The following is a 21,271-nucleotide window of genomic DNA, read 5'->3' on the forward strand; positions in this document are numbered from 1 at the left end:
CGGGAACAGGGGTTAGGCTCAAGCAGCCGCGTCACGGCTTCCGGCCTCGGGCACGCCGAGCGGAAGGACGGCCTGGACGCGGAAGCCACCGTCCGGCGTGGGCCCCGCCTGCAGGGTGCCGCGCAGGTCCGCCACCCGCTCCCGGAGCCCGGTCAGGCCGTGGCCACCGCCCGAAACCGGGAAGCGGCCGGCGGGTCCGGCCGCCGGGTCGGTACGTACCGTGGCCCGCAGGACGTGCGCGGACGTGTCCCGCTCCACGGTCACCAGAACCTGACTGCCCGGAGCGTGCTTACGGGCGTTGGTGAGGGCCTCCTGGACGATGCGGTACGCCGCCTGCTGCACCGGAAGCGGCAGGTGCCCCCCGGCTCCGGCACCCGCACTGGCACCCGCACCGGCACCCGCACCCGCACTGGCACCTGCGCCCGCACCGCCACAAGCCCCGGCTCCACCGCCACCCCCACCCCCCGCCAGATCGGTGTGCAGCCGTACACCCGGCCCCGCTGTCTCGACCAGAGCGCCCAGCGCCGACAGCCCCGGCGCGCGCAGGGCGCTCACCGCGCGGCGGAGTTCGGCAAGCGCGTCCTCGGCCTGGTGGCGTACGGGGTCGCCGGGTTCGCTGCGGAGCGCGATGAGGCTGAGGTGGTGGGCGACGCTGTCGTGCATCTCGCGGGCGATACGGGCCCGTTCGGCCGTCGTGGCCCGCTCAGCGGCCAGTGCCTGCCCCCGTTCCCGGCTCAGCGCCAGCTCCGCCGCCTTGGCGGCCAGTTCGCGCCGGGACGCGGCGAGCAGGCCGAGCGCGACCGGGGCGAGGGCGAGCAACGCGGCGCCGAGCAGGTCCAGGGTGATGTCCTCCCACGCCCAGGAGATCGGCCCCAGATGCGGCCACGGATAGAACGCCACCCCGTACGCCACACCCGCCCAGACCCACGGCTCCGCGCGGTGCCGGGGCGTGGCGGCCACCCCGTAGAGGGCGAAGAGCGCGGGCAGCCACAGGTAGCCGCTGGCCAGCCCCGGCAGGGCGAGGACCAGGACCGTACGAGGGAAGCGGCGCCGCGCGACCAGCGCGACAGCGACGAACAGGGTCCAGCCGAACATCCAGCCGGGGCCCCATTCGCGGGTGGCGACCGCCTCCACCAGGGCCAGGAGCACAAGGGCGGCGTCAATCGCCCCTCTTCGCCAGCGGGCGCTCACGCCAGCCCCGCCCGCTGGGCCACGGTGGCCAGGGCGACCCGGCTCGACGCGTCCAGCTTGCGTTTCAGCGCGGAGATATGGGTCTTCACGGTGGTGACACCGATGGCCAGCTGCGTGGAGATGTCGGCGTTCGACAGGCCGATGGCGAGCAGGGTGAGCACCTCGCGCTCGCGCGGGGTGAGGTGCGCCAGCGACGCGTCGTGCCCGAGGGACGTGTACACGGGCTCACGTCGGCTGGTGAGCAGCTGGGTGAGTACGGAGTGGCTGCCGCCCGGCGTGCAGACGACGCCACCGGCGGCGAGTACGCGTACGGCCTGGGCGAGGAGCGCGGGCGCGCTGTCCTTGAGCAGGAAACCGGCCGCGCCACCCGCCAGGGCCAGCTCCAGCTGATCCGGGACGTCGAAGGTGGTCAGCATGCCCACCGGCGGCGGTTCCGGCAGCTCACGTATCGCGGTGAGCAGGGTGAGTCCGTCAGGCTCGGGCATCACGATGTCCAGCAGGACGACGTCGGGTGCCGTGCGCCGTACGGTGTCCAGCGCCGCGTAGCTGTCGCAGACCGAGACCTGGAAGCCGTCCTCGGCCGCCAGCAGCCGCCGCAACGCCTCCCGCACCAATTCCTCGTCGTCCACGACAAGTACCCGGATCATCGTGTCCCCGACTTCCCTCAGCACCGACGCGCCCTCTCCTGGGACGCCGTGCACCATGTCCGCCAGCAGGATGCCACACGGCTGCCGCGAGGATTCCCGTGCAATACGAGCAATTGGGACATGTGACGGCCTCAAGTACGAGCGCACGCCGCCTCCCACTCCTCCCCAGGGCCGACGCTCCAGCCCCGTACCCCCTGTGACAATTGGTCACGATCCCCGGCACGGCCGCGAGGCGGACGCTTGACCAGCGTCTTGCCCCTCGGGCCGTGCGAACGGGGACCCTTGGGTGCGCCAGGGGGCCCGGGCACTCCACGGGGGGTTGCCGATCACCGCGCCACAAGCGCTGATCGACCATGTCCCGGCCCCGTGGCCGCCCCGAGTTTCGGCGACATCGACATCGACGTCGAGCTCGCTACCGATGGCTGAGGAAGGCGAGCACCCGCTGCTTCAGGAGCGCGGCGGCGGCAGCGTCGTACGACGGCAGCGAACTGTCGCTGAACAGGTGTTGCCCGCCGGGGTACAGGTACAGCTCCGCGTCCTTCGCCTCCCCGACCAGGGCCCGGGCCGCGTCGATGTCACCCTCGCCGACGAAGAACGGATCGGCGTCCATCGCGTGCACCTGCACCGGCACCCCGTCAGGCCAACCGGATCCGAACTCCGTGACCGGGACGCACGCGTGAAGGAGCAGCGCCCCACGCGCACCCTCCCGCCGCTGCGCCAACCGCTGCGCGGGCAGCACCCCCAGCGAGACCCCGACGTACACCAACCCGTCCGACAGCCCGTCGACCGCCCGTACGCCACGTTCGACGATCTCGCCGAACCCGATCTCCACGGCGTGCCCCGCCCCCTCCTCCAGTGAGCTGAAGGTGCGCCCCGCGAACAGGTCGGGCGTGTGCACGGTGTGCCCGGCACGCCGCAGCTCGTCGGCGAACGCGATGACGCCGGGCGTCAGCCCCTGCGCGTGGTGAAAGAGTGCTACCTCGGCCATCCTGGCGTACCCCTGTCCAGAGTTCCGTGAGATGCGAACACAAGTTCGAGAACTCTAACCAACTCCGGTAGGGGAGGGTCGGGAGGATCGGGAGCGTGCGGTCAGGCGGCGGCCTTGGCCACCGTTCCTCGGGCGACCATCACCGCACCTGCCGCCACCATCCAGACCGCCAGGAGCAGCGGGGTGAGCCAGGCGCTAACGGGGCCCGCCAGCGACAGTACGGCCACCACGAACCCGGCCCAAGCCAGCCACTGGGGCACTGCGCCCGGAGTCGTGCGGGCGGCCCGCCACACCGCGAACAGCATTACGGCCGCGCCGGCCATCGCGCCGATCAGCGCGCCGTACGCCACGTCCAGGAGCAGGATGGCGATGAGCGCGGTCGCAGGGGCGACGGGGAACACGTCCGAGTAGCCGGCCGTGATGGCGTAGATGTTCCCCGAGATCGCCGCGACTGTGAGGGACACCGCGAACATCGTGCCACCCACGATCACCAGCGTGCCCCGGCTCCCGGCGGCGCGGGTCAGCGCGGCGAGGAAGAAGAGGAACAGCATGGCCGACGCCAGCAGTATCAGGGCGACGGCCTCCGACCAGTTCTGGTTGCTTTCCTTCGAGTAGAAGGACACGACCTCACGGATCGCGTCCTTGCCGTCGGTGTCGGGTGTCCGCCACGTCAGGAGCACTCCGGTGATCAGCAGTCCGCCGGACACGATCCCCGCGATACCGGGCCAGAGTTCCCGGCCTGTAGCGGCTTCCCCGCCCTGTGACGCCATCATGACAGCCTCCCGCGTGAGAATCCCCGAGCTCGGGCACTACGCGTGTACGGCCTAATTTTCTCACCGGGCGTGACCGGAGGCGCGGCGACGGGCAGGCAGTGGCCCCACCGCGAAGCCGCGGCCCACCGCAAAGGGGCTCGGCCGGTGACCGGCCGAGCCCCTTCGTCAAGCTCGCTGACCTGCGATGGCCCTCTGTCAGGCCTTCTTGGTCTCCCAGAAGATCGTGTCGACCTGGGCGATGTAGTCCAGCGCCTTCTGGCCCGTCGCCGGGTCCGTCGACCCCTTGGCGGCCGAGAGGGCCTTCAGGGTGTCGTTGATGAGCTGGTGCAGCTCCGGGTACTTCTCGAAGTGCGGGGGCTTGAAGTAGTCGCTCCACAGCACCGAGACGTGGTGCTTGGCGAGCTCGGCGCGCTGCTCCTTGATCCCGACCGCGCGGGCCTGGAAGTGCGCGTCGTCGTTGGCGGCCATCTTCTCCTGGATGGCCTTGACCGACTCCGCCTCGATACGGGCCTGGGCCGGGTCGTACACGCCGCAGGGCAGGTCGCAGTGGGCGCTGACCGTCACCTTGGGGGCAAACAGGCGGGAAAGCATTGAGCTGTCCTCCTCGTGATCGTCTTCTCAAGGGGCGACATTACTCCGTGGAGGCAGGCTTTTCGCGGCTGCCCCCGAAGGCTTAGGGCAAAAGTCCAGGGGTGGACTGGGTCCGGTGGACGATAGGACGGCACACTGGTGTGGATCGGACCGGGAGGTGTCTGATGCGGGAGCAGGAGCGCGAGCCGGGGCGCGCGGGGGAGCTGGGGGAGCCGGGGGGCGCTGGAGACGCGGTACGGGGAGCCAGGGTGCCGTTCGGGATCGCCGAGGTGCACGGGCCTTCGATGGTGCCGACGCTGCGGCACGGGGACCGGCTGCTGGTGCACTACGGGGCGCGGGTGCGGGCCGGTGATGTCGTGGTGCTGCGCCATCCGTTCCAGCAGGACCTGCTGGTCGTCAAGCGGGCTGTGGAGCGGCGCGAGGGCGGCTGGTGGGTACTCGGCGACAACTCCTTCGCGGGCGGCGACAGTACGGACTACGGGACGGTGCCGGGGGAGTTGGTGCTGGGCAGGGTTCGGCTGCGTTATCGGCCGCGGGGCCGGGGGGACCGTGAGGGGCAGGGGCCCCGGGGAGCCCGGGGAGACCAGGAGGGGGCCCGTGGGGCTCAGCGGGTTCGGGGGGTGTTGCGGTCCGTGTTCGGGGTGGTGGGCTGGGGGCTGTCCGCGGTGCGGCCGGTCTTCGCTGACCGCTCGGCCTCCTCGCGTTTGCGGGCGCGGTAGGCGGCGACGTTGGCGCGGGTCGCGCAGCGGTCCGAGCAGTAGCGCCGGGAGCGGTTGGTCGAGGTGTCGAGGTACGCGTTGCGGCACGGTGCGGCCTCGCACAGGCCGAGGCGGTCGACGCCGTACTCGGTGAGGTGGAAGGCCAGGCCCATCGAGGCGATCGCCGCGTAGCCCGCCGTCGCGTTCGAGGGGTGGTCGGCGAGGTGCATATGCCACAGGGGACGGCCGTCGTCGTCCCTGGTGTCGTGCCCGGAGATCTGCGGGCTGACCGGGAACTCCAGGAGCAGCGAGTTCAGCAGGTCCACGGCGAGCGTCTCGTCCCCCACGTCCGCCGCCTCGAAGACCCCGCGCAGCCTGGCCCGTACCGAGCGGAAGCGGGTGACGTCGGCGTCGGTCGCACGCCGGGCCGCTGAGGCGTTGTCACCGAAAAGGTCGCGGACCGCCTCGACCGTGGTGAGCACGTCCTTGCCGCGGCCTGGTTCCTCGCTGTTGACCAGTCGCACGGCGTAGTCGGAGTAATAGGCCAGTTCCACTTGTAGTCCTTACTGGGGCGGGCTATTGTCGGTGCGAGAGCGCGGAAGTAACGGGTGAGTTTCGCTACAGGGTATTACCTTGGGCGTGGAGGAGAGTGCTATGAGCGAGTCGACGACACCTGCTGTGACACCTGTCGTGACACCTGCCGTCGCCGGGGCCACCGACTGGCGCGCCTGGCAGCGCAGCTGGGACCGCCAGCAGGAGGCGTATCTGCCGGACCGCGAGGAGCGGTTCCGGGTGATGCTGGACATGGTTGAGGCGCTGGTCGGCCCCGAACCCCGGGTCCTGGACCTGGCGTGCGGTACGGGAAGTATTACGGACCGGCTGTTCAAGAGGTTCCCCAAGGCGGTCAGTACGGGTGTCGACCTCGACCCCGCGCTGCTGGCGATCGCCGAGGGTACCTTCGCGGGCGACGACCGGGTCACCTTCGTCACCGCCGATCTGAAAGACCCGCGCTGGACCGACGCACTGCCCTACGACGCGTACGACGCCGTGCTCACCGCGACCGCCCTGCACTGGCTGCACAGCGGCCCGCTCGCGGAGCTCTACGGGCAGCTGGCCCTCCTGGTGCGCGACGGCGGCGTCTTCATGAACGCCGACCACATGCCGGACCCGGCCACCCCGCGCATCAACGCGGCCGACCGCGAGCAGCGGCACGCGCAGATGGACCGCGCCAAGGCCGCGGGCGCCCTGGACTGGGCGCAGTGGTGGGAGGTGGCGGCCAACGACCCGGTGCTCGCCGCGCCGACCGCCGAGCGGTTCCGGATCTACGGCGAGCACGCGGACGGCGACACCCCGCCCGCCGCATGGCACGCGCGCGTCCTGCGGGAGAAGGGCTTCGCCGAGGCGCGCACCGTATGGGCCTCCCCGTCGGACGCGCTGGTGCTCGCCCTCAAGTAGGCGACAGCGACAAGGCAGGCGAGGCGGGCACATGCGGCGGCGGTACGGGCCCCAGGGGTCCGTACCGCCGCCGCATCGTGCCATCCCCGCGCGGACAGCCGTGAGACGCGTGAGTCCGGCCCCCCGCCTGCGCGGATTGGCCTGCCACGCACGCTCGCGGCGTTGTCGTCGGTCGCCGACGCTCCGCGTCGACTCCCTCCTCCGCCTTGCGATCGCACGCACCAGGCCAGTCCGCGCCCGCCCTTCGGGCGGACGACGGGAGGCCGGACTCACGCGTCTACAGGACCTTCGACAGGAAGGCCTTGGTGCGGTCGTGCTGCGGGTTGGTCAGGACGTCCCTGGGGTGACCGGCCTCGACCACCACACCGCCGTCCATAAAGACCAGCGAGTCGCCGACCTCACGCGCGAAGCCCATCTCGTGCGTCACGACGATCATCGTCATGCCCGACTCGGCCAGCTCGCGCATGACGTCCAGGACATCACCCACCAGCTCCGGGTCGAGCGCCGACGTCGGCTCGTCGAAGAGCATCAGCTTCGGCTCCATCGCCAGCGCCCGCGCGATGGCGACGCGCTGCTGCTGACCGCCGGAGAGCTGCGAGGGGTAGTTGCCGCCCTTGTCGGCCAGGCCGACCTGGTCGAGCAGCCGCTCGGCGCGCGCCCTGGCGACCGCCCTGGACTCGCCCTTGACCTGGACCGGCGCCTCCATGACGTTCTCGATCGCCGTCATGTGCGGGAACAGGTTGAAGCGCTGGAAGACCATGCCGATGTCCCGGCGCTTCAGGGCGACCTCGCTGTCCTTCAGCTCGTACAGCTTGTCGCCCTTCTGGCGGTAGCCGACCAGCTCGCCGTCGACGTACAGCCGTCCGGCGTTGATCTGCTCCAGGTGGTTGATGCACCTGAGGAAGGTCGACTTGCCCGAACCGGACGGGCCGACCAGGCAGAACACCTCGCCCTGGGCGACCTCGAGGTCGATGCCCTTGAGGACTTCGACGTGACCGAAGGACTTGTGAACGCCCTCGGCCTTCACCATCGGGTGTGCGGTCTCGGAACTCATACGGCGGTGCCTCCCACCCGGCTCGGGTTACGGAACGAGGTGAGCTGGAGCCTGATGCGCTGGAGCGGGGTCAGCGGCAGGGCGCGGTTGCTGCCGCGCGCGTAGTACCGCTCCAGGTAGTACTGGCCGATGCTGAACACGGTGGTGAGCAGCAGGTACCACAGGGAGATCAGGATGAATCCCTCCATGATCGCCAGCGTCCGGGCGCCGAACTCGCGGCCCCGCAGGAACAGCTCGCCGTAACCGATAGCGAATGCCAGCGACGACGTCTTCAGCATGTTGATGAACTCGTTGCCGGTCGGCGGGATGATCACCCGCATCGCCTGCGGCAGCACGATGCGCCGCATCGTCCTGGAGCCCTTCATGCCGAGGGCCTGGGCGGCCTCGGTCTGGCCCTCGTCCACGGACTGGATGCCGGCCCGGCTGATCTCCGCCATGTACGCGGCCTCGTTGAGGCCGAGCGCGAGCAGCGCGGCCACGAACGGCGTCATGACCTCGTTCATGTCGTTCTTGTAGAACGGCATCAGGTTCAAGGTGTCGAAGACGAGCGACAGGTTGAACCAGAGGAAGATCTGCACCAGCACCGGGGTGCCGCGGAAGAACCAGATGTAGCCCCAGGCGACCGTGGACAGCACCTTGTTCGGGGACAGTCGCATGACCGCGAGCGCGGTGCCGAGTACGACACCGATGGCCATGGACAAGACGGAGATCTTGAGCGTCTCCCAGGCACCCCAGGCGAAGGTGCCGTTGGTGATCTGCTCGCCGACCACGCTCCACTGGATGTTGGCGCCGGCGAACGCGTTCGCCAGCAGGCCCAGCAGGGCGAGTACGACGACGGCGCTGATCCAGCGGCCGTAGTGCCGGACGGGGATCGCCTTGATGGACTCGGGAGGCGTGGCGGAGGCCTGGGACCCGGCCCCGTCGCCGTCAGTGGGAGGCGGGGGTGTGCCGTCCTTCTTGACGAGCGAGTGCGGGGCCTTGTCGCTGGGTTCGGTCACGAGGTTGCTGCCTTACGTAGTGGAGAGGTGGTGCGCGACGGGCTTACTTGCCCGCGTTGACCGTGGCCTTCTTGATGGCGCCGGCCTCGGCCTTCCACTTCTTGAGCACCTCGGCGTAGCTGCCGTCGTCGATGATCGCCTGGACGGCGGCCTGCAGGGCGTCCCGCAGCTCGGGGTTCTCCTTGCTGACCGCGATGCCGTACGGGGCGGCCTCGATCTGGTCGCCGACGACCTCGAAGAGCTTGCCGCCACCGGCCTCCAGCTCGTTGTACAGCGCGACCGGGTAGTCGGTGACGACGGCGTCGGCACGCTTGGTCTGGAGCTGCGTGATGGAGTCCGTGTCCTTGTCGGAGATGAAGTCCTTCAGCTTCTCGCTGCCGCACTTCTTCTGCTGGTCCTTGACCAGGGTCTCGTTGGCGGTGCCACGCTGGGCGGCGACGGTCAGCCCGCAGAGGTCGTCCAGGGACTTGATGCCCTCGGGGTTGCCCTTCTGCACGAGGATCGCGGAACCGGCCTGGAAGTAGTTGACGAAGTCGGCGCCGCCCTTGTTGTCCTTGCCCGCGCCCTCCTGCCGCTCCTTGGTGTCGGTGATGGAGGAGATGGCGACGTCCTGGCGACCGGTGTTGAGGTTGAGGATCAGCTGGTCGAAGTCACCGCTGGTGAACTTGAACTCGACGCCGAGGACCTTGCCGAGCGCGTTGGCGATGTCGATGTCGACGCCAGCGGGCTTGTTGTCCTTGTCCACGAACTCCATCGGCGCGTACGCGATGTCCGACCCGACCTTGATCACGCCGGCGTCCTGGTACTTCTTCGGCAGCTTGTCGAAGAGCGGAGCCGCGCTCGTGGCGGTGGGCTTGTCCTTCTTAGGCTCGCTGCTGTCGCTGCCCTTGTCGGTCTGATCGCCGCAGGCGGTCAGTACCAGGGCACCGGCGACCGCGATCGCGCCGACCGCGGCAATCCGGGACTTCGCGGCAGTCGTGCGTCGGGTGGTGCTGGCGGTCATCGTGGTCCTCCGGCATTGATGGGTGGAGCGGTTGCGCACACACCTGTGGCGGTAGCCACCTCGTGTGATTAGGGGCATCTTGCCATTCGGACTCGCCCTCACAGGGGGTTACCAATGTCAAAATCGGATAACGGGAGATCGCGGATGAACGAAAACCCGTGTTTCCGGGGCTTGCGCGGTCGAGAACGACCCTCTCAAGGAGAAATAATTCGGGCTAATCTCGCAATGTGGACGAGATGTCCAGACTTTTGGGACAAATCAGACCCTGGGTCTGGGGTCGACCCAATATCGGCTCGTGCGTGACAGGACCCATCCTGTAGAACAGTCGGTTACACCCCTCATCCGGGGCTCAGGGCGCGTGTGCGGCGCGCCCGCGCGTTCGTACCTCTCCCTTGCGGGGGCAGCCCAACCGCCGAAGCAAGGCACGGACGCGGTGCCCGCCCACCCCTCAACCAGGGAGTGGCCACCCTCAACGATTTAAGACTTAAGGGGTAAGACAAAAGTGGCAGCGGAGATCGTCAATCCTCGCAGCGACGCCGGCACCGAGGGCACGGAAGAGCCCTTCGATCCCGCCTTCGCGCTGCATCGTGGTGGCAAGATGGCCGTGCAGGCCACCGTGCCGGTCCGTGACAAGGACGACCTGTCCCTCGCGTACACACCGGGCGTCGCCAAGGTGTGCAGCGCGATCGCCGAGCAGCCGGATCTCGTCCACGACTACACCTGGAAGTCGAACGTGGTGGCCGTCGTGACCGACGGCACCGCGGTGCTCGGACTCGGTGACATCGGCCCGGAAGCCTCGCTCCCCGTGATGGAGGGCAAGGCGATTCTGTTCAAGCAGTTCGGCGCCGTGGACGCCGTGCCGATCGCGCTCTCGACCACGGACACCGACGAAATCGTCGACACCGTGGTGCGGCTCGCCCCCTCCTTCGGCGGCGTCAACCTCGAGGACATCTCGGCGCCCCGCTGCTTCGAGATCGAGCGCAAGCTCCAGGAGCGGCTGGACATCCCGGTCTTCCACGACGACCAGCACGGGACGGCGGTCGTCACCCTGGCGGCCCTGCGCAACGCCGCGCGGCTGACCGACCGGACCCTCGGCGACCTGCGTGCGGTCATCTCCGGGGCCGGTGCGGCCGGTGTCGCCATCGCCAAGTTCCTGCTCGCGGCGGGCATCGGCGATGTCGCGGTCGCGGACCGTAAGGGTGTCGTCAGCCGGGACCGCGAGGAGCTCACCGACGTCAAGCGGGAGCTCGCCGAGATCACCAACAAGGCGGGCCTGTCCGGCTCGCTGGAGGACGCGCTGTCCGGCGCGGACGTGTTCATCGGCGTGTCCGGCGGTACGGTGCCCGAGCCCGCCGTCGCCTCGATGGCGCCCCGGTCCTTCGTGTTCGCCATGGCCAACCCGAACCCCGAGGTCCACCCGGACATCGCGCACAAGTACGCCGCGGTGGTGGCCACGGGGCGCTCGGACTACCCGAATCAGATCAACAACGTGCTGGCGTTCCCGGGCATCTTCGCGGGCGCGCTCCAGGTGCGGGCCTCGAAGATCACCGAGGGGATGAAGATCGCCGCGGCTGAAGCGCTGGCCGATGTGGTCGGTTCGGACCTGTCCGCGGACTACGTCATCCCGTCGCCGTTCGACGAGCGGGTCGCCCCGGCCGTCACGGCCGCGGTGGCGGCCGCGGCTCGCGCGGAGGGTGTCGCCCGACGCTGAGCCGCCGCGCGCCTCTTGCCGCGCGCCTCTCAGGGCCCCGCCTGATCTTGATCGGGCGGGGCCCTTGCTTGTGCGCGCTGAGCGTCTGAGCGGCTGCGCGGCTGAGCGCAGGGACTGGCGGCAGAATCCTCGTTTGGGGGCATTTTCCTGCTGGTTTCGGTTCGTGCGGACTCTTACTTGTCCGGACAGGTTGCCGAGAAAGTTTGGCGAAGGGCTTCCCGCGGTTCATTCGGGGCTGGTGTGATGCAGGACGCGTGGCGCGAGACAGGGCAACCGATCACACCAGGGAGAGTGAATGAATCTCGTCGTGAACGGCGACGCGGAGAGCGGGCCGGGAGGCACCGCTGAGCCAGTCGGTTCGGTGACCGGCTGGAGGATCGCGCAGGGGGCGCCCGCGCTGATCGACTACAGCTTCGGCGGCGGCTACCCAGGGCCGAAGGACCCCGGGCCCGCCCAGCGCGGCAGCCGCTTCTTCTCCGGCGGGAACTCACCGCGTACCGCGCTGGTGCAGGACATCGCCCTGCCCGAGAGCGGGTCGACGGGACGCGCCGCCGTCGACGCGGGCGGCGTGCGCTACGCCGTCACCGCCTGGCTCGGCGGCTACGCGACCCAGGAGGACGGCGTACGGCTGTCCGTGGAGTTCCGGGACGCCAAGGGCACCCCGGTCGCGCTGAGCGTCCTCGGACCCGTGACGGCGGGGGAGCGCAAGGGGCGTACCGCCCTCCTGGAGCGCGAGGCGGCGTCCACGGTGCCGCCCGGCGCCCGCAGCGCCCGCGTCCTGCTCGTCTTCACGCGTAGCGGCAGCGGCACGTCCAACGACGGCTACGCGGACGCGATATCCCTCACCCTCAGCACCGCCAGTACCCGCAACGCCGCTGGAGGCCGGTCGTGAAGCTCAACCGTCGTGATCTGCTGAAGGCCGCCGCCGCGTCGGGCGCCCTCGGCGTCGCCTGGCCGCTGGCCGCCGGACTCTCGCCCGCGCAGGCCCGCGAGGCCGCCGAGGCGCTGGGCGCCGACTACGACCCGGCGCCCTTCACCCTCGGTGTCGCGTCCGGCGACCCGCAGCCGTCCTCCGTCGTGCTGTGGACCCGCCTCGCACCCGAGCCCCTCGCCGCCGAGCAGAAACTCCCCGAGGTCGTCGAGGTCGACTGGGTCGTCGCCGAGGACGCCGGACTGCGTACGGTCGTCGCCCGTGGCACGGCACCCGCCTCCGCGACCCTCGGCCACAGCGTGCACGTACCCGTCAGCGGGCTGAGCGCGGGCCGCCACTACTGGTACGCGTTCACGGCGCTCGGCAAGACCAGCCGCGTAGGCCGTACGAAGACCGCCCCCACCGGCAGCGTCGCCTCGGTCCGCTTCGCCACCGCCAACTGCCAGGCCTTCCACGACGGCTACTACGCCGCCCACCGCGGCATCGCCCGCGAGAACGTCGACTTCGTCGTCCACCTCGGCGACTACATCTACGAGCACGGCCAGGTCGGCGGCGTCCCCGAGAGCCACGTACGCGACCACGAGGGCGGCGCGACCTTCACCCTCGCCGACTACCGCAAGCGGCACGCCCTCTACAAGGGCGACCCGTCCCTGCGCGAGGCGCACGCCGCCCACCCCTGGTTCCTCACCTGGGACGATCACGAGGTCGCCAACGACTTCAGCGGCACGGGCGGCGGCGCCCCCTTCATGCAGCGCAAGGCGGCCGCGTTCCAGGCCTGGTTCGAGCACATGCCGCACCGCGACAGCTTCGGCGACGCCGCGCTGCCCGACCCCGAGATCCACCGCGTACGGCGCTGGGGTGACCTGCTGGAGCTGACCGTCCTGGACCTGCGCTCGTACCGCTCGGCGCAGAACCTCTCCGACGGCACCATCCTCGGCGTCGACCAGAAGTCCTGGCTCAAGCAGGGCATCGACAAGGCCCCGGACGCCTGGCACGTCTGGGCCAACTCGATCATGCTCAGCCAGCTGCGCGGCTCGCCCGGCGGCTCGTACATGTTCACCGACCAGTGGGACGGCTTCCTCGCCGAGCGCAAGGAGGTCCTGGGCCATGTGCACAGCAGCGGCCTGGAGGACCTCGTCGTGGTCACCGGTGACTGGCACTCCGCGTTCGTCGACGACCTCCGCACGGACTTCGACGACACGTCGTCACCCGTCGTCGGTACGGAGTTCACGGCGCACTCGGTGACGTCGGGCGCGTACTCCGCCGACTGGAACCGCACCAACGGCCCGCGCATGGGCCGGGCCAATCCGCACCTGCAGTACTTCGAGGGCAACCGCTACGGCTACGACGTCTACGAGGTGACCCCCGAGCGCTTCTCGGCGCACATGCGGGTGATCGAGGACCGCCGCGATCCGGCGTCCCCCGTCTCGACCCTGACCACGTTCCATGTGGACCGGGGCAAGGCCGGGTCGTACGAGGATGCGGCGACGAAGAACTCCCCGGCGCAGTACCGCAGGGACTGAGCAAGCCGCCAGCTCAGGGACCGGGACGCGTGTCACACCGGTGCGCGGTTCCGCCGCGCACCGGTCCGCCCTATCGTCAAGGTCATGTTCGCCGCCTACGCCGCCCGCATCGACCGTGACCAGCCGCTCAGCGGCCTTGAGTTGGGGGAGCGCCCGGCCCCGGAGGATCGCCCGGGCTGGACGACCGTCAACGTCAAGGCCGCCTCGCTGAACCACCACGACCTGTGGTCCCTGCGAGGCGTGGGCCTCGCCGAGGACAAACTGCCGATGATCCTCGGCTGCGACGCCGCCGGAATCGACGCCGAGGGCAACGAGGTCGTCCTGCACTCGGTCATCGGCCAGACCGGCCACGGCGTGGGCCCGAAGGAGCCCCGCTCCATCCTCACCGAGCGCTACCAGGGCACCTTCGCCGAGCAGGTCTCGGTGCCGACGTGGAACGTCCTGCCCAAGCCCGCCGAGCTGTCCTTCGAAGAGGCCGCCTGCCTGCCCACGGCCTGGCTCACCGCGTACCGGATGCTCTTCACCAACGCCGGCGTGCGCCCCGGAGACTCGGTCCTCGTCCAGGGCGCGGGCGGCGGCGTCGCCACGGCCGCGATCGTCCTCGGCAAGGCGGCTGGCCTGCGGGTCTTCGCCACCAGCCGGGACGAGGCCAAGCGCAAGCGGGCGCTGGAGCTGGGCGCGGTGGACGCCGTGGAGTCCGGCGCGCGGCTGCCGCAGCGGGTGGACGCGGTGATCGAGACGGTCGGCGCGGCCACCTGGTCGCACTCCATCAAGTCCCTCAAGCCGGGCGGCACCCTGGTCATCTCCGGCGCCACCAGCGGCGACCGCCCCTCGCACGCCGAGCTGACCCGGGTCTTCTTCCTGGAGCTGAAGATCGTCGGCTCGACGATGGGCACCAAGGACGAGCTGGAAGACCTGCTCTCCTTCTGCGCGGCCACCGGCGTACGTCCCGTCATCGACGAGGTGCTGCCGCTGGACCAGGCGCGTACGGGCTTCGAGCGGATGGAGTCGGGCAGCCAGTTCGGCAAGATCGTCCTGACCGTCTGACTCGCTGACTCTCTGACCGTCTGATACGTCCTCGGCCCGTGCCGGCAGGCAGCGGCGTGACGTATGACGCGGTGGAGCGGGTGCTGTACGGGGGTGCGGGGCGGGCCGCGGGCTGAGGGGAGTGCGGGGAGGAGCTGAAGTTCTTCCACGGCTCCGGTGCCTGCGGGGTTCGGCATGCCTTCGTCTCGGCGGACGGCCGGGAGGGTCACTTTCTCTGGCCGTGCTGCTGAGCCCACCTGGGCCCCGGGTGGTGGGGCCCAGGCGGCGTGTGAGGCTCCTGGCTTACCCCTGCGGCTTTCGCAGGAGTGCGCCGATATGCGCCGCAGCCGTGGACAGATGGCGGCGGGCGTCGCGGAGCTGGTCCTCCGTGACGCCGTGGTCGCGGGCCGCGTCGCGGATGTCGTCGCGGAAGCGGTCCAGGAGGCGGTCGAGGTCGCGGGACGGCTCACCGGTGGAACCCTCGTGGGCCCACTCGGGGGCCGGAGGGGTGTCCTCGGGGCTTCGTGCGGCGTTCCGGGCGGCGCCCTTGGTGCCCTGCTCGGTGTCCCGAGTGGTGTCCGGCTCCGGGGGCTGCTTAGCCAGGTCCGCGCGTTCGACCGTGATGTCGGGGTCGTGGCTCGTGTCCGCCGCCGGCCCGGGTGCCGACGTCCCTGCCCCCTTGCCGAAGCGGGTGAACTCCTTGGAGATCTCGGTGAGGCCCTCGCGTAGGCCTGATGGCCAGTCGCCGCGCGCGAAGTGGTCCTGGACCTTGTCCTGGACCTGCTTGGCGATGCGCTGCATCTCCTCGCGGGCCTCGTCCTGCGCGTCCTTCGCCTGGCGGCGGGCGCGCTGGGCCTCCTCGCGGGCGCGGCGGGACTCGTCCTTGGCGCGGCGGGCCTGTTCCTTCCACTCCTGCTTGGCGCGGCGCAGCTCCTCCTTCGCGGCACGCCAGGCTTCGCTGTCGCCGAAGTCGCCGAAGTCGCCGAAGGCGCCGCTCTCCCCGTCGGAGGTGCCGGTCGACTTGGGTGAGGTGCGCCGGGTCTCGCTCGCCGCCGCTCGCATCTCGCGGCGCAGGTCGCCCGCGGCGCCGCGTACGTCGTCGCGGATCTCCGCGGCCAGTTCGGCGACGGACTCGCGGATCTCCAGCTCCAGGTCGGCCAGTTCGCCGCTGCGGTCGGCCAGTTCGGCGCGGCCCGCGTCGGTGATCGAGTACACCTTCCGGCCGCCCTCGCTGGTGTGCGTGACCAGGCCCTCGGCCTCCAGCTTGGCGAGCCGCGGGTAGACGGTGCCCGCTGACGGCGCGTACAGGCCCTGGAAGCGCTCTTCCAGGAGGCGGATGACCTCGTAGCCGTGGCGCGGTGCCTCGTCGAGCAGCTTCAGCAGGTAGAGGCGGAGTCGGCCGTGGGCGAAGACGGGGGCCATGTCAGAGTACCTTCTTGTGGGTCGGGCGGTCGCTCGCGTCGGGCGCGTCGGATGCGTCAGGCGCATCGGGAGCGTCAGGCGCGTCGGGTGCCGCTTCGTGCGGGCCGTCCCCGGCCGGGCGGCGGAGCAGCGAGATCGCGCCGGAGACGGTCGTGGCCCGTAGCGCGCCACTGCCGGAACCGAGCGTGCCGGTGATGCGCTTCGTGCCCCACTTCCCGGTGACCCGTAGGTCCTCGAAGGCGCTGGAGACCGCACCGCTGGTGGTGTTGGCCTCGACCACGGCGTCGGCCGGGTGCGGCAGCCGGATCGCGATCTCGCCCGATACGGTCGCCAGCTTCAGTCGGCCTGGATGGCCCGCCGGGGCGATGTCCACGATCATGTCGCCGCTGACCGACTCGGCCGTGACCGCGCGGGCGCCGCCGTCGACGACCGTAAGGTCTCCGGAGACCGACGAGAAGCGCAGCTCACCGGTCAGCGCCTGCGCCTCGATGCCGCCCGCGACCGTCTCGGCCCGTACCGGACCGGCGAGCCCGACGAGTGTGGTGTCGCCGTTGACGCCCTTCACCGAGGACGGGCCGCGGATGCCGGACACCATGGCCGTCGCGCCGACCACGCCGACCTCGACCGCCACATCGGCGGGCACCGCGAGCGAGACGGTCGCGCTGCGGTTCCAGTTGTCACGGTCGAACCACTTGAGGAAGCCCTGCCAGGGCAGATCCTCGTAGGCGACGGTCAGCTTGCCGTCGTCCAGGGTCACGGTCAGCGGCGGGCCATGGATCGCCGACACCTCCAGGTACGAGGAAGTCTCGGCGGTGCCCACCACGTTGACCGTTCCGCCCACGACGCGTACGTGGAGGGCCGTCACCGGGGTGTCGATGGCCAGCTTCCGTGGTTCCGCGACCGTCCACGTCGTCGACTCTGGCATGGTCCTGACCTCCGCTGAGCACGACTCGACGCGCCATATATCGCGTCCCTCACGAACACGATATATCGCGGTTGACGAAAGTCAAGGCGCCTGCGGAGGCGGCGGAGGCACGCGGGCTACTCGTCTTCGTCCTCGTCGTCCAGGCGGGCCAGCCAGGTCGCCAGGCGCTCCACCGGAACCTCGAAGTCCGGGTTGAGATCGACGAACGTACGCAGCTGCTCGGCGAGCCACTCGAAGGTGACCTCCTCCTCGCCGCGCCGCTTTTCCAGCTCCTCGATGCCGCGGTCGGTGAAGTACATGTGTGGTGCTCCGTCATGAAGGGGGCGGAAAAGGGGGCAGCAAAAGTCTAGGCAGCGTCCCGCTGTGCTCGTTCCCGCACTCTCGCATCGCTGACTACCGGCGGCTAACCTGCCCAGACCCGAGGGAACGGGGGACGGTATGAGTGAGGGTGTGACCCGTATCGCGCATATCGCGATGCCGGACGGCACGCCGGTCTGGGCCCGGATCTCCGGGGCCGACCAACTGGGGGACGTCGGGGAGCTGGGCGGGCCTTCCGACGGGCTCGACTACCGGGACACCGGATTCGGCGAGGCCGTACTCGCCCGCGTCGACAGCCTGCAGGCCGTGGTGACCAGCGTCGCGCGCTCGCTCGCCGGACCACTGCGCGCGGTCAGCCCCGACCAGGTCAGCGTCGAGTTCGGCATCGAGCTGACCGGTCGGGCCGGACGCGTCGTCGGCCTCCTGGCGGACGGTGAGGCGAAGGGCGCCATCAGGGTCACCCTGACCTGGAACGGCACCCCGCCACAAGGCGCACCCCCCGGCGCACCGACGCCTCCCGACGGGGACCCGGCCGCCGCGGGGGGCGGGTGATGACGCACGGGCACGCCCCGGGCGCACTGGGCGGTTCCGCTGTCACGCACCGTGCGCTGCGTGACCTTGCCATGGCGGCGACGGTACGCATCCATCGGACGGGGGCCGGGTATGCCCCGGACAGACCCGGCGGAGCCCCGGAAACCCCCGGCGGATTCCTCGGAAGCGGCTATTTCGTCGCGCCGAGCTGGGTGCTCACATGCGCGCATGTGGTCCAGCAAGGAGAGGGGGGCAGGGTGGAGGTGGTGTACGAGAGTGAGCCGGGCCGCGGCGAGGCGACGGTCGTCGGCGAGGTGGTGGCGACCCTGCCGGACACCCCGCGCACCCCGGTGCCCGGCAGCTGGCCCGCCCCGGACCTCGCACTGGTGCGATTACTGGAGCCCACCGAGCACGCCTGCGTCTACGTGACGGAACGTCCCGCGGCCTTCTACGGCGGTGAGAACGTGGTCTACCTGGGCTGGTCCGAAGTGGGCGGCGTGCTGCGGCGCGTCAACGGCACCTGCGCCGTACAGGGCACGCTGGGCTGGGCCGACTCCGACGAGCAGATGCGCCTGGGCGGAGACCTGCTGCCGCCTGGGGTGTCCGGTGGACCGGTCATCGATCCGGTACGGGGTGAGGTCGTCGGCGTGCTGAAGTCGCAGCTCGACCGGGGGCTCGGCGGGACGTGCATCGGTGTCGAGCAACTGCGTTCGCTGCCGGTGCCCGACGGGCCGGTCACCAGCGAACACGACGACCCTTACCAAGCCGTCTTCCACGCCCACGACCGCTACCACATGGACCGTCACCAGCACCCCGACGCCGCCGTCGGCACCTGGACCGACATCCAGAGCGACCTCGGTGCGACGACCGGCGCCCTCACCCCCCAGCAGCGCACCCAACTCCTCGGCAGACTCGCCGAACTCCCGCCGCCCGCCAGCACCCGGGGCCTGCTCACGCTGCTCGACGGACTCCTCGGTGGTCAGGCCGTGGCCCGCTACCCGGCGCCGCGCGGCTGGCGCGACGGCGTCGGAGCCCTGTACGAATCCCGGCGCGGCGAGGGCGCGTTGGAACTCGTCCTGGAATTCGCGATGGGCGCGCTGACCGCCGAGCGCCCCTATCTCGCGGCCGGTACGGACGCCGCCGAGGAGCGGCTGTGGAAGTGGGTGAAATGGACCGCCGACGACCGCTCCGCACGGTTTAGGTCCGAACTCCGGCACAAGCGGTACCAGGGACTCCGCCCGACCGGGCTGGCTTCCGCGCAGTCACATGGTGGGGTGCCGCGGGTGAAGCTCGCCGAGGATCTCGCCCCGCGCCCTTCCGTACTCCTGGAGCTGGAGCCGTGCGGCTGGGAGCCGGACCGCTTCGACTGGCGGGTCAGCGTCGTCCAGCCGACCGGCGAAGTGCTGCCGGTCGCGGACGACAGCAGGGGGACGAGCCGGGGCACCGCGCTCCGGGAGCTGCCGGGGCGGCTCGCGTCCCCGCTCGCTGAGGCGTTCCGTCGCTGCGATGATCTTGACCGGCGGGCCGCACTCCAGGTCGCCCTGCCAAGGACCCTGCTCGACCTCGACGTTGACGCCTGGGAGATACCGTCGGGCGCGGCCGCGCTCGGCGTGCAGCGGCCGGTGTTCGTACGGTGTGCCGACGCGGACCTGGACCCGGACGCGGACCTGGACCCGGACGGGGGCCCGGATCCGGACGGGGACCCGGCCCCGCATGGGGACCCGGCCCCGGATCCGGATGGCTCGTACCTGGGCGGCCCTGACTCGCTCCACGAGGTCGAGGCCCGTTGGCGCTTCATCAGGAGGCCCGGCCTGCGCACCGCGATCGTCGACTGCGCGGACGGCATCCGGGTCCCCGTACCGTCCGAGCATGAGCTACGGGGGCTGGGGCACTCGACGGTCCCCGTGCTGTGCCGCGTCGGCGGGCAGTGGCGCCAGGAGAGTCTGGACGGACTTGGCAGGGTCGTCCGGGGTGGGTTCCGGGTGGCCGTCTGGCGGCGCCTCACGGATAAGCCGGGCCAACCAGACGCGGTGTGCGCCGAGTTCCATCGCCGCGTCACCGATACGGTGGTGGGAGCGAGCAGCGCCGAGCGGCTCCCGGAGCTGATCCACGAGCTGCGGGCGGGCCTGCGTGCCGGACGCGCCCCGGCGTACTGGTCGGCGGGGATCGCCCTGCTGTACGACGATCCGCGGCAGCCACTGCCCGGCGCGGACCACGTCCTGCGGGCGCCATGAACGGGACCAGGCGCCAAGGGTGGCGTCCGGCCCGCGCTCAGGCGGAACCCAGGCGCGCACGCGCACACTTACGACGATCAGCGCGGCTCGCTAACGTGAGGCACGGTCGGCGGCTCCGGTCCTGGGCGGCACGCCATATGGGTGGACGAGTGACGATGGGGAATCGGACATGAGCGAATCCAGCGAGTGGCTCATCTACCGGGGCGCCGGTGAACCCCACGACGGCATACGCCGGTTACCGGCCCCACCACCCTGGCGCGACTTCTCGGGGCGGGAAGCGGGAGCGCATACGGGCACGGGCACGGACGTGGGTACGGACGCGGCTACGGGCGCGGGAGTAGGCGGCGACGGCTCCGAGGACCGCAGGCTCGGCGCGTACCGCCACCTCGCCGAGCTGTACCGGCCGGGCGCCGAGGAACTGGAAATGATCAACGCCGCGCTTTATCTGCGGCGCCCCCTGCTGGTCACCGGCAGCCCAGGAGCGGGCAAAAGCACCCTGGCCCACTCGGTCGCCCACGAGCTCGGCCTCGGCCGGGTGTTGCGCTGGCCGATCGTCAGCCGGTCGACCCTGCTGGACGGGCTGTACCGCTACGACTCCATCGCCCGCCTCCAGGACGTGCAGCTCGCCGCGCTCGGCGCCGCCACGCCGGGGGAGGGTGGCGCGGGCGCCGTCGAGGGCATCGGCAGTTACGTACGCCTCGGTCCGTTGGGTACCGCACTGCTGCCGTCCGACCTGCCGCGCGTCCTGCTCATCGACGAGCTCGACAAGAGCGACATCGACCTGCCGAACGACCTGCTCAACGTCCTGGAGGAGGGGGAGTTCGGCCTTCCGGAGCTGGAGCGGATCGCCGACCGGCTGCCCGGCGGCGAGGCGGAGGTCCTCACCGACGACGGCACCAAGGCGCGAGTGCGGGACGGCCGGGTGCGCTGCCGGGCGTTCCCCTTCGTCGTCCTCACGAGCAACGGCGAGCGTGACTTCCCGCCCCCGCTGATGCGCCGCTGCATCCACCTCGAACTCGGCAGGCCGGACCACAAGCGCCTGGCCACCTTCGTACGCGCCCATCTCGGCGACGACGCGGCACGGACCGGCGACGATCTCGTGACCCGCTTCCTGGAGCGCTCACGCAGCGAACTCCTCGCCAGCGACCAGCTGTTGAACGCGATCTACCTGACCGACGCGGCCGCTCCGCCCAGCCGGGACCGGCTCGCCGACCTGCTCATCCAGCGACTCGACCGCCCGAGGTGATGAGCC

At 70.7% G+C, this 21,271-nt stretch carries 21 protein-coding genes; 9 read left to right on the forward strand and 12 right to left on the reverse strand.

Annotated elements, in window-relative coordinates; genetic code table 11:
- Nucleotides 1-18: 18 nt before the first annotated feature.
- The 5 genes from GCN81_RS20200 to sodN form a co-directional block, all read right to left on the reverse strand.
- Nucleotides 19-1,191, reverse strand: coding sequence for a sensor histidine kinase (locus GCN81_RS20200; RefSeq protein ID WP_156726018.1), 1,173 nt, complete (start codon nt 1,189-1,191; stop codon nt 19-21).
- Nucleotides 1,188-1,862, reverse strand: a complete 675-nt coding sequence (locus tag GCN81_RS20205; RefSeq protein ID WP_325065118.1) for a response regulator transcription factor — start codon at nt 1,860-1,862, stop codon at nt 1,188-1,190. The genes GCN81_RS20200 and GCN81_RS20205 overlap by 4 nt, the downstream gene beginning before the upstream one ends.
- Nucleotides 1,863-2,250: 388 nt before the next feature.
- Nucleotides 2,251-2,826: a dienelactone hydrolase family protein gene (locus GCN81_RS20210; RefSeq protein WP_156726019.1), complete on the reverse strand. Its 576-nt coding sequence runs from the start codon at nt 2,824-2,826 to the stop codon at nt 2,251-2,253.
- A gap of 101 nt (nt 2,827-2,927) precedes the next feature.
- Nucleotides 2,928-3,599 carry a hypothetical protein gene (locus GCN81_RS20215; RefSeq protein WP_156726020.1) on the reverse strand — a complete coding sequence of 224 codons (672 nt, stop codon included), beginning with the start codon at nt 3,597-3,599 and terminating at the stop codon, nt 2,928-2,930.
- Between the two features lie 195 nt (nt 3,600-3,794).
- Nucleotides 3,795-4,190: a superoxide dismutase, Ni gene (sodN, locus tag GCN81_RS20220; protein WP_156726021.1), complete on the reverse strand. Its 396-nt coding sequence runs from the start codon at nt 4,188-4,190 to the stop codon at nt 3,795-3,797.
- A 164-nt stretch (nt 4,191-4,354) separates the two neighbouring features.
- Between sodN and sodX the strand changes: the two genes are divergently transcribed.
- Nucleotides 4,355-4,909: a nickel-type superoxide dismutase maturation protease gene (gene sodX, locus GCN81_RS20225; protein ID WP_156726022.1), complete on the forward strand. Its 555-nt coding sequence runs from the start codon at nt 4,355-4,357 to the stop codon at nt 4,907-4,909.
- Here the strand turns inward: sodX and GCN81_RS20230 are convergent.
- Entirely contained in the window at nt 4,795-5,442 is a 648-nt protein-coding gene (locus GCN81_RS20230; protein ID WP_156726023.1) for a CGNR zinc finger domain-containing protein, read from the reverse strand. The genes sodX and GCN81_RS20230 overlap by 115 nt on opposite strands.
- A 100-nt stretch (nt 5,443-5,542) precedes the next feature.
- On the opposite strand from GCN81_RS20230, the gene GCN81_RS20235 reads away from it, so the two are divergent.
- Nucleotides 5,543-6,343, forward strand: coding sequence for a class I SAM-dependent methyltransferase (locus GCN81_RS20235; protein WP_156726024.1), 801 nt, complete (start codon nt 5,543-5,545; stop codon nt 6,341-6,343).
- 277 nt (nt 6,344-6,620) lie between these two features.
- On the opposite strand, the gene GCN81_RS20240 is transcribed toward GCN81_RS20235, so the two are convergent.
- From GCN81_RS20240 to GCN81_RS20250, 3 genes are read right to left on the reverse strand one after another with little or no spacing between them, the layout of a single operon-like run.
- Nucleotides 6,621-7,397 (reverse strand): amino acid ABC transporter ATP-binding protein, encoded by a 777-nt coding sequence (locus GCN81_RS20240; protein ID WP_325065119.1) that lies wholly within the window; start codon nt 7,395-7,397, stop codon nt 6,621-6,623.
- Nucleotides 7,394-8,395, reverse strand: a complete 1,002-nt coding sequence (locus GCN81_RS20245; RefSeq protein WP_156726025.1) for an amino acid ABC transporter permease — start codon at nt 8,393-8,395, stop codon at nt 7,394-7,396. Before GCN81_RS20245 ends, GCN81_RS20240 begins: the two co-directional genes overlap by 4 nt.
- Before the next feature lie 43 nt (nt 8,396-8,438).
- Nucleotides 8,439-9,398, reverse strand: coding sequence for an ABC transporter substrate-binding protein (locus tag GCN81_RS20250; RefSeq protein WP_156726026.1), 960 nt, complete (start codon nt 9,396-9,398; stop codon nt 8,439-8,441).
- A gap of 502 nt (nt 9,399-9,900) precedes the next feature.
- Between GCN81_RS20250 and GCN81_RS20255 the strand changes: the two genes are divergently transcribed.
- From GCN81_RS20255 to GCN81_RS20270, 4 genes are all read left to right on the forward strand, one after another.
- Nucleotides 9,901-11,109 (forward strand): NAD(P)-dependent malic enzyme, encoded by a 1,209-nt coding sequence (locus tag GCN81_RS20255; protein WP_156726027.1) that lies wholly within the window; start codon nt 9,901-9,903, stop codon nt 11,107-11,109.
- 295 nt (nt 11,110-11,404) lie between these two features.
- Nucleotides 11,405-12,001 (forward strand): phosphoesterase, encoded by a 597-nt coding sequence (locus GCN81_RS20260; protein ID WP_156726028.1) that lies wholly within the window; start codon nt 11,405-11,407, stop codon nt 11,999-12,001.
- Nucleotides 11,998-13,563, forward strand: a complete 1,566-nt coding sequence (locus tag GCN81_RS20265; protein WP_156726029.1) for an alkaline phosphatase D family protein — start codon at nt 11,998-12,000, stop codon at nt 13,561-13,563. The genes GCN81_RS20260 and GCN81_RS20265 overlap by 4 nt, the downstream gene beginning before the upstream one ends.
- Before the next feature lie 84 nt (nt 13,564-13,647).
- Nucleotides 13,648-14,610: a zinc-binding dehydrogenase gene (locus GCN81_RS20270; protein WP_156726030.1), complete on the forward strand. Its 963-nt coding sequence runs from the start codon at nt 13,648-13,650 to the stop codon at nt 14,608-14,610.
- A 282-nt stretch (nt 14,611-14,892) separates the two neighbouring features.
- Here GCN81_RS20270 and GCN81_RS20275 read toward each other — a convergent pair whose 3' ends face one another.
- The 3 genes from GCN81_RS20275 to GCN81_RS20285 form a co-directional block, all read right to left on the reverse strand.
- Entirely contained in the window at nt 14,893-16,011 is a 1,119-nt protein-coding gene (locus GCN81_RS20275) for a PadR family transcriptional regulator (protein WP_156726031.1), read from the reverse strand.
- 1 nt (nt 16,012) lies between these two features.
- Nucleotides 16,013-16,936 carry a DUF4097 family beta strand repeat-containing protein gene (locus GCN81_RS20280; protein ID WP_156726032.1) on the reverse strand — a complete coding sequence of 308 codons (924 nt, stop codon included), beginning with the start codon at nt 16,934-16,936 and terminating at the stop codon, nt 16,013-16,015.
- A 116-nt stretch (nt 16,937-17,052) separates the two neighbouring features.
- Nucleotides 17,053-17,235: a DUF6104 family protein gene (locus GCN81_RS20285; protein WP_003961784.1), complete on the reverse strand. Its 183-nt coding sequence runs from the start codon at nt 17,233-17,235 to the stop codon at nt 17,053-17,055.
- 139 nt (nt 17,236-17,374) lie between these two features.
- Here GCN81_RS20285 and GCN81_RS20290 point away from each other — a divergent pair, with 139 nt between their 5' ends.
- The 3 genes from GCN81_RS20290 (at nt 17,375) to GCN81_RS20300 (ending at nt 21,265) form a co-directional block, all read left to right on the forward strand.
- Nucleotides 17,375-17,806 carry a CU044_2847 family protein gene (locus tag GCN81_RS20290; RefSeq protein WP_156726033.1) on the forward strand — a complete coding sequence of 144 codons (432 nt, stop codon included), beginning with the start codon at nt 17,375-17,377 and terminating at the stop codon, nt 17,804-17,806.
- A gap of 71 nt (nt 17,807-17,877) precedes the next feature.
- Nucleotides 17,878-20,019, forward strand: coding sequence for a VMAP-C domain-containing protein (locus GCN81_RS20295; RefSeq protein WP_325065124.1), 2,142 nt, complete (start codon nt 17,878-17,880; stop codon nt 20,017-20,019).
- Between the two features lie 169 nt (nt 20,020-20,188).
- Nucleotides 20,189-21,265 (forward strand): AAA family ATPase, encoded by a 1,077-nt coding sequence (locus GCN81_RS20300; RefSeq protein ID WP_156726035.1) that lies wholly within the window; start codon nt 20,189-20,191, stop codon nt 21,263-21,265.
- Nucleotides 21,266-21,271 lie beyond the last annotated feature (6 nt).

Source organism: Streptomyces apocyni (genome assembly GCF_009739465.1).
GTDB classification, from domain to species: Bacteria; Actinomycetota; Actinomycetes; order Streptomycetales; family Streptomycetaceae; genus Streptomyces; species Streptomyces apocyni.

Coding starts and splice junctions, on each gene's coding strand:
- GCN81_RS20280 (WP_156726032.1), bottom strand. CDS start 16,936: ATGCCAGAGTCGACGACGTGGACGGTCGCGGAACCACGGAAGCTGGCC.
- GCN81_RS20235 (WP_156726024.1), top strand. CDS start 5,543: ATGAGCGAGTCGACGACACCTGCTGTGACACCTGTCGTGACACCTGCC.
- GCN81_RS20260 (WP_156726028.1), top strand. CDS start 11,405: ATGAATCTCGTCGTGAACGGCGACGCGGAGAGCGGGCCGGGAGGCACC.
- GCN81_RS20250 (WP_156726026.1), bottom strand. CDS start 9,398: ATGACCGCCAGCACCACCCGACGCACGACTGCCGCGAAGTCCCGGATT.
- GCN81_RS20240 (WP_325065119.1), bottom strand. CDS start 7,397: ATGAGTTCCGAGACCGCACACCCGATGGTGAAGGCCGAGGGCGTTCAC.
- GCN81_RS20275 (WP_156726031.1), bottom strand. CDS start 16,011: ATGGCCCCCGTCTTCGCCCACGGCCGACTCCGCCTCTACCTGCTGAAG.
- GCN81_RS20290 (WP_156726033.1), top strand. CDS start 17,375: ATGAGTGAGGGTGTGACCCGTATCGCGCATATCGCGATGCCGGACGGC.
- GCN81_RS20270 (WP_156726030.1), top strand. CDS start 13,648: ATGTTCGCCGCCTACGCCGCCCGCATCGACCGTGACCAGCCGCTCAGC.
- sodN (WP_156726021.1), bottom strand. CDS start 4,190: ATGCTTTCCCGCCTGTTTGCCCCCAAGGTGACGGTCAGCGCCCACTGC.
- GCN81_RS20285 (WP_003961784.1), bottom strand. CDS start 17,235: ATGTACTTCACCGACCGCGGCATCGAGGAGCTGGAAAAGCGGCGCGGC.
- GCN81_RS20215 (WP_156726020.1), bottom strand. CDS start 3,599: ATGATGGCGTCACAGGGCGGGGAAGCCGCTACAGGCCGGGAACTCTGG.
- sodX (WP_156726022.1), top strand. CDS start 4,355: ATGCGGGAGCAGGAGCGCGAGCCGGGGCGCGCGGGGGAGCTGGGGGAG.
- GCN81_RS20210 (WP_156726019.1), bottom strand. CDS start 2,826: ATGGCCGAGGTAGCACTCTTTCACCACGCGCAGGGGCTGACGCCCGGC.
- GCN81_RS20295 (WP_325065124.1), top strand. CDS start 17,878: ATGGCGGCGACGGTACGCATCCATCGGACGGGGGCCGGGTATGCCCCG.
- GCN81_RS20300 (WP_156726035.1), top strand. CDS start 20,189: ATGAGCGAATCCAGCGAGTGGCTCATCTACCGGGGCGCCGGTGAACCC.